General features: G+C 41.4%; 4 protein-coding genes and 1 other annotated feature. Of the genes, 1 reads left to right on the top strand and 3 read right to left on the bottom strand.

The genetic code is table 11. The features are described 5' to 3' along the window. Positions 1-31: 31 nt before the first annotated feature. The 3 genes from aspS to BGM26_RS11020 all read right to left on the bottom strand — a co-directional run bounded on the left by aspS (position 32) and on the right by BGM26_RS11020 (position 3,899). Entirely contained in the window at positions 32-1,807 is a 1,776-nt protein-coding gene (gene aspS, locus BGM26_RS11010) for an aspartate--tRNA ligase (protein WP_217039856.1), read from the bottom strand. An 11-nt stretch (positions 1,808-1,818) separates the two neighbouring features. After that, positions 1,819-3,090 carry a histidine--tRNA ligase gene (gene hisS / locus BGM26_RS11015; protein ID WP_217039857.1) on the bottom strand — a complete coding sequence of 424 codons (1,272 nt, stop codon included), beginning with the start codon at positions 3,088-3,090 and terminating at the stop codon, positions 1,819-1,821. 76 nt (positions 3,091-3,166) lie between these two features. Beyond that, positions 3,167-3,409, bottom strand: a binding site (T-box leader). A 313-nt stretch (positions 3,410-3,722) separates the two neighbouring features. Further along, positions 3,723-3,899: a hypothetical protein gene (locus tag BGM26_RS11020; RefSeq protein WP_217039858.1), complete on the bottom strand. Its 177-nt coding sequence runs from the start codon at positions 3,897-3,899 to the stop codon at positions 3,723-3,725. A 443-nt stretch (positions 3,900-4,342) separates the two neighbouring features. On the opposite strand from BGM26_RS11020, the gene BGM26_RS11025 reads away from it, so the two are divergent. Then, a complete protein-coding gene (locus tag BGM26_RS11025) occupies positions 4,343-6,112 on the top strand; it encodes an N-acetylmuramoyl-L-alanine amidase family protein (protein ID WP_217039859.1) in 1,770 nt (589 codons plus the stop codon). Positions 6,113-6,279 lie beyond the last annotated feature (167 nt).

Raw genomic sequence — 6,279 nt, forward strand, 5'->3', positions numbered from 1 at the left:
ATATACCCGTCATTCTATGAAATACAGGTCTTTATTCACTTTTTTTAAGATTAAGGGCAAGATGCAGATCATCCAATTGAGCCTGACTTACTTCACCTGGAGCATCAGTTAAGATACAGCTTGCGCTTGCTGTTTTTGGAAAGGCAATCGTATCGCGAAGATTTGTCTTGCCTGCTAGGAGCATAACAAGCCGATCAAGACCTAATGCAATTCCCCCATGTGGTGGCGTACCGTAATCAAATGCTTCTAGCAAGAACCCAAATTGCTCGGTCGCTTCCTCTTTCGTAAAACCAAGTACATTAAACATTTTTTCCTGTATAGCTCTCTCGAAAATACGAAGAGATCCCCCACCGAGCTCATAGCCGTTTAATACAAGATCATATGCCTGTGCTTTTACTTGAGATGGGTCTGTATCAAGGAGCTCCAGGTCATCCCTTGCAGGCATTGTAAATGGATGATGTGCCGCGTAATAACGACCTTCTTCTTCAGCATACTCAAGTAATGGCCACTCTGTAACCCATAGGAAGTTAAACTTGCTTTGATCAATAAGTCCGAGATCTTTGCCTAGTTTTAATCGCAATGCACCAAGCGCATCGGCAACGACATTTTTCTTATCTGCTACGAATAATAGTAAATCCCCATTTTCAACAGAAAGCGCTGCTTTGATAGCACGTTGATCTTCTTCCATAACGAATTTAGCAATTGGACCCTTCAAACCATCTTCTTCAGCCTTTAACCAAGCGAGCCCCTTCGCGCCATAAACAGCTACAAATTCCGTTAACGCATCGATATCTTTTCTAGAATATTGACCTGCTCCATTTTTCACGTTTATCGCCTTAACTTGGCCGCCGGAAGCAATGGCCCCTGCAAATACTTTGAAGCCTGAATCCTTCAAGATCTCTGATAAATCCGTTAATTCCATTTCAAAACGTGTATCTGGCTTATCAGATCCAAAGCGGTCCATCGCTTGCTGATAAGGCATCCGCTCGAATGGAATCGAGACATCAAGGTTTTTCACTTCCTTCATGATCTTTTTCATCATGTTCTCCATCAGACCCATAATTTCTTCCTGGCTCATAAAGCTCATTTCCATATCGAGCTGGGTAAACTCAGGCTGACGATCTGCACGTAAATCTTCATCCCTGAAGCAGCGGGCAATTTGATAATAACGTTCCATTCCACCAACCATTAACAGCTGTTTAAAGATTTGCGGCGACTGTGGCAGGGCATAAAATTCACCTGGATGAACGCGGCTTGGAACTAAATAATCACGAGCCCCTTCAGGCGTGCTCTTCGTCAAAATCGGTGTTTCGATATCAAGGAATCCTTCGCTATCGAGGAATTCCCTCATTGCTTTCGTCACTTGATGGCGCATTTTGAACGTTTCAAACATCGCTGGCCTTCTTAAGTCAAGATAACGATATTTAAGACGTATATCTTCTGAAACATCAGTTTTATTATCAATCAAAAAAGGAGGTGTTTTTGCTTCATTTAGAATAGTTACTTTTTCGGCCTGAATCTCAATCCGGCCCGTTTTTAGATTCTCATTAATCGTTCCATCCGTACGGGCAATTACTTCCCCTTCGATATCAAGTACATACTCATTTCTTACTTTATCAGCAACAGCATGAGCCTCTGGCGCCAGTTCAGGGTTAACAACAACCTGGACAATTCCTGTTCGATCCCGAAGATCAATGAAAATAAGGCCGCCTAAATCACGACGTTTTTGCACCCATCCTTTTATTACAACTTTCTCGTTAATCGCAGCTTCTGTCATTTCTCCGCAGTAATATGTTCTCCCAAACATGCCTATTCCTCCTATTTCAATAGCGCAGTGAATTGTTCCACAAACGAACCAAGCTCCAGCTCTGTTTGTTCACCGCTCTCCATTGATTTTAAGTTAATTTTATTCGCTTTTAATTCATCTTCTCCAAGTATCGCAACATACTTTGCATTCGAACGATCTGCCGCTTTAAACTGGGCTTTAATTTTTCGATCTAAGTAGTCTCTTTCAGCGGAAAATCCAGCAAGACGAAGTTTATGCAGCAAGCCAACCGTATAATCTTTTGCTTCTTCCCCTAATGCAACAAGGAAACAATCGATCCCTTCATTAGCAGGAAGCACGATTTGTTCCGCATCTAATGCAGCGATAAATCGCTCAATGCTCATCGCAAAACCAATCCCCGGAGCCTCAGGACCGCCAATTTCTTCTGTAAGGCCGTTATAGCGCCCGCCGCCGCATAAGGTCGTGATCGCTCCAAATCCTTCAGCGTTGCTCATAATTTCAAAAGCAGTATGGTTATAATAATCGAGCCCACGAACAAGATTCGGATCTACTTCGAATGCGATATCAAGATCATTTAAATACTTCTGGACTTTCTCAAAATATTTCTTTGAATCTTCATTTAAGAAATCAATAATCGAAGGTGCTGTTTGCATTAGTTCATGCTCGCGATCTTGTTTGCAGTCTAGAATACGCATCGGATTTTTCTCAAGTCTGTTCTGACAGTCTGCACAAAACTCTCCGATCCTCGGTTTAAAGTGATTAATTAAAGCTTCACGGTGAGCGGTTCGGCTTTCTTTATCCCCAAGACTGTTAATAATAAGTTTAAGCTTTTTCAAGCCTAATTCCTGATAAAGGGACATGGCTAATGCAATTACCTCAGCATCAATAGCCGGATCTGCACTTCCAATCGCTTCGACTCCAAACTGAACAAATTGGCGAAAGCGTCCTGCCTGTGGACGCTCGTAGCGAAACATGGGCCCCATATAATAAAGCTTAACAGGCTGATTCGCATACCCAAACATTTTATTTTCAACAAAGGAGCGAACGGTTGAGGCCGTCCCTTCTGGCCTTAAGGTCAAGCTTCGCTTCCCGCGGTCTTCAAATGTATACATTTCTTTCTGAACAATATCGGTTGTGTCTCCCACACTGCGTAAAAATAATTCTGTATGTTCAAATATCGGTGTTCTGATTTCACGATATTGGAATTTTGCGCAAAGCTCTCTTGCCTTTTCCTCAATAAGCTGCCACTTTTCTATTTCGCCAGGGAGTATATCCTGTGTTCCTCTCGGTATTTGGATTGACATGTAAACCCATCCTCCTAATTTTTAAAGATAATATGTATAAAAAATATAAAAAGCCCCCGCCTCCTTGTATAAACATACAAGGGACGAGAGCTTTGAGATTCCCGTGGTGCCACCCTAATTGAAAACGTCAAAAAGACGTCTTCCTCTTTTACAGTTAACGCCTGTTAACGTTCAGCCCCTACTAAAGGTGAATACCTCTTTCAGAGTGAAACCTACGAAGTGTTCTTTCATTAATCATCATGCAGAAATGCTCTCAGCCTTTGACATTTCTTCTCTTTCCATGTGGGGTTTAACTACTCTTCTTCATCAATGGTTATTAGAAAAGCGGAGAGCGCCTTAAGGTACGCAGACTAAAATCGCCACGTCCTCCCAAAAGCTATCACTTTTGGTCGAGCGATGTATCGCTGCCTCGGCTTTCCTTGTCCTGTGGCAACGTCTGCATGACCCGCTTCCTGCGGGCCGCAAGCATAAGACAAGCCGGCGGGAAGGTTGTTCTTTAACCTTCTTGACGGATTGGCTTATGACCTCGAGCCGATGGCGCTCGGAGCTAGACATCTATTCTATTGAATTAACTTCTCATAATGTTTATATTATCATACGGACCATCAATTGCAATGTCAATAGCAAATTATTTACGAACGTTCTAAATGTTTTTTTAGCTTTCTGACGTCATTCACTGTTAACCCAAATTCCGATGCTAACTCAACCATATTCGAACCTTGCTCCTTTTGGATAAAATCATGAAAATCCACGCCAAAAAGCTGGTTTTCACCTGATTGGACAGACATTCCCTTGTCACCAAATCTCATGTATATCACCCTCCGTTCAACTAGACACTACCTAGTCTTCCCATTAATGAGAAAAATGTTTCTTATATTTTTCTTTTTCTCCCTTTATTCATTCGGATATTTCCGGCATTTATAGAAGGAAATCAGACTTCTTGAAGAGAAGTATTAACGAGGTTCTTATCATCTATTTATAAGAGCTGTTAATGCGCCCGCTTGAGCTAGAAAGAAAATTAAGGAAAAAGGGCTTGACTGACAGTAGTAATTTTGTTTTCCTTGAATAGGATGATTCCTTTAAAATCAACAATTTTTTAGAAAAAATCTTTTCCAAAAGATTGTTGCTATGTTGAAGGTTGATTGGAGCGGAAATCACCCCCTCCGCACTACTTGGTAAATAACAACAAAGTTTGCGAAGACAGCTTAATTCATTGATTTCGAATCCAGCTAAAAACGAGAGGAGGGAGCAAATGCTCAGAAAGAAACATGCCGTCTTATTGTTTTGCTTAATTCTCTTAATGGGGACAGGAATTCCCATAACTAAAGCAAATGCTGCAGGTGCATCGGTCAAGATTGGAACGGATAATTTGAACATTCGCGGCGGCCCCGGGCTAAGCTACCCAATCGTCGCCAAGGCAAAAAAAGGGGAACTATATCCAATGCTTGCAGAGGAAAAAGATTGGATTGAGATCCAACTTGGAAACGGACAAAAAGGCTGGGTTGCCAATTGGCTTGTTTCTAAAGCCAACAGCCAGCAAAATAGCACCCCGAATATACAAAGTACAAACACGTCAGCAATCGTTACAACTGATGGACTAAGAGTGAGAAAAGGGCCTAACACAAGCTTCCAAGTAATAGGCACTATTCAAAAAGGGAAATCATTCAGTATACTAACCGTAAATGGCAATTGGATCCAGCTCAAAACACCATATGGGGATGGCTGGGTTTCAAGAGATTATGTCAGGATTCAGGACAATTCAGCAAATAGTGAAGCTGCGAATGGGCAGCATGGAAAAATAACTGCCAATTCCCTTAATATTAGAACCAGCCCTTCCCTAAATGGCAATGTGATTGGAAAATTACATGCAGGGGAAACCGTCAAGATTATCTCGCAAAATAGGGAATGGACAGAAATTTCGCATTCTGGAAAACGGGCTTGGATTAGCAGTCAGTATGTGCAGATTGAAAAAAATCATTCGGAAAGCCCTATTCATGTTCAAAATCCCGGTCAATCTTCTGTTTCCGGCAATATGGGAATCGTAACAGCAACCTCATTAACAGTTAGAAATACGGGTTCGTTAAATGGCAAAGCCATTGGTTCTGTTTCAAAAGGACAAGGATTCAAAATTTTAGAGGAAGTTAATAATTGGGTGAAAGTCGAATATAAACCGGGCTCATTCGGATGGATCGCCGGCTGGTATTTGGATCAATCCAATGTTAAAAGTTCAGCTCCTACTGAGCAAACAGTAAAGGGTAGTTCGGTAAAAATCATTCATGATGGGACAAACATAAGAAAAAGTCCAAATGCACAGTCCCAAGTTGTTCAACGGGCAAATCAGGGAGAATCATTTAACATTCTCAGTGTCCAAAAAGATTGGTATGAAATTCGTCTTTCCAATGGGGAGAGCGGCTTTGTTGCCGGATGGATCGTTTCAGTGAATGGATCAGCTCCACAAATCGAAAAACTAGGTTCCGGCATGCATTTAAAAAATAAAAAAATTGTTCTTGACCCCGGGCATGGGGGAAGAGACAACGGAACAACAGGGGCAGGAGGAACATTAGAAAAAACTTTAACCCTACGTACTGCTCAGGTCTTATATGATAAATTAAAAGCTTCTGGTGCCAATGTCATCTTAACCCGAAACAATGATACATATATCCCTTTATCCTCAAGGGTCTATACATCACATTATCATAATGCCGATGCATTTATCAGTATTCATTATGATAGTAATCCAGATCGCAGTGTAAAAGGAATGACAACCTATTATTTTCATTCCTATCAAAAAAATCTGGCTGCAGATGTTCATTATTCAGTCACTTCGAAGACAAACCTAAAAGACCGAAGCTATCGATTTGGCGACTACTATGTGCTAAGGGAAAATAAACGCAGCGCAATCCTTCTTGAACTAGGATATTTAAGTAATCCGGCTGAAGAAATGCTTCTAACAACAGGACAATACCAAGAAAGCGTGGCAACAGGAATCTTTCAGGGGCTTGCCAAACATTTTACAAACTAAAAAGGGCCAGGCACATTCATACGAGTTTTCGTATGAATCGTGTCTGACCCTTTTTGCAATGTTTCATTTTTATAATATGTTGTTTTCGCATATATTATTGTTTTGGCCTTTAAAGTTTGCCCGTTGATTTCCGCTGCGGGCACTTGCTTTCCGCGGGGAGTGACGGG

The sequence above is a fragment of the Bacillus sp. FJAT-29790 genome (genome assembly GCF_019039215.1).
Classification (GTDB): Bacteria; Bacillota; Bacilli; order Bacillales; family Cytobacillaceae; genus Cytobacillus.

What these genes read in the sequence shown, in the direction of transcription:
- BGM26_RS11020 (WP_217039858.1), bottom strand. Translation starts at nt 3,899, where the DNA reads ATGAGATTTGGTGACAAGGGAATGTCTGTCCAATCAGGTGAAAACCAG.
- BGM26_RS11025 (WP_217039859.1), top strand. Translation starts at nt 4,343, where the DNA reads ATGCTCAGAAAGAAACATGCCGTCTTATTGTTTTGCTTAATTCTCTTA.
- hisS (WP_217039857.1), bottom strand. Translation starts at nt 3,090, where the DNA reads ATGTCAATCCAAATACCGAGAGGAACACAGGATATACTCCCTGGCGAA.
- aspS (WP_217039856.1), bottom strand. Translation starts at nt 1,807, where the DNA reads ATGTTTGGGAGAACATATTACTGCGGAGAAATGACAGAAGCTGCGATT.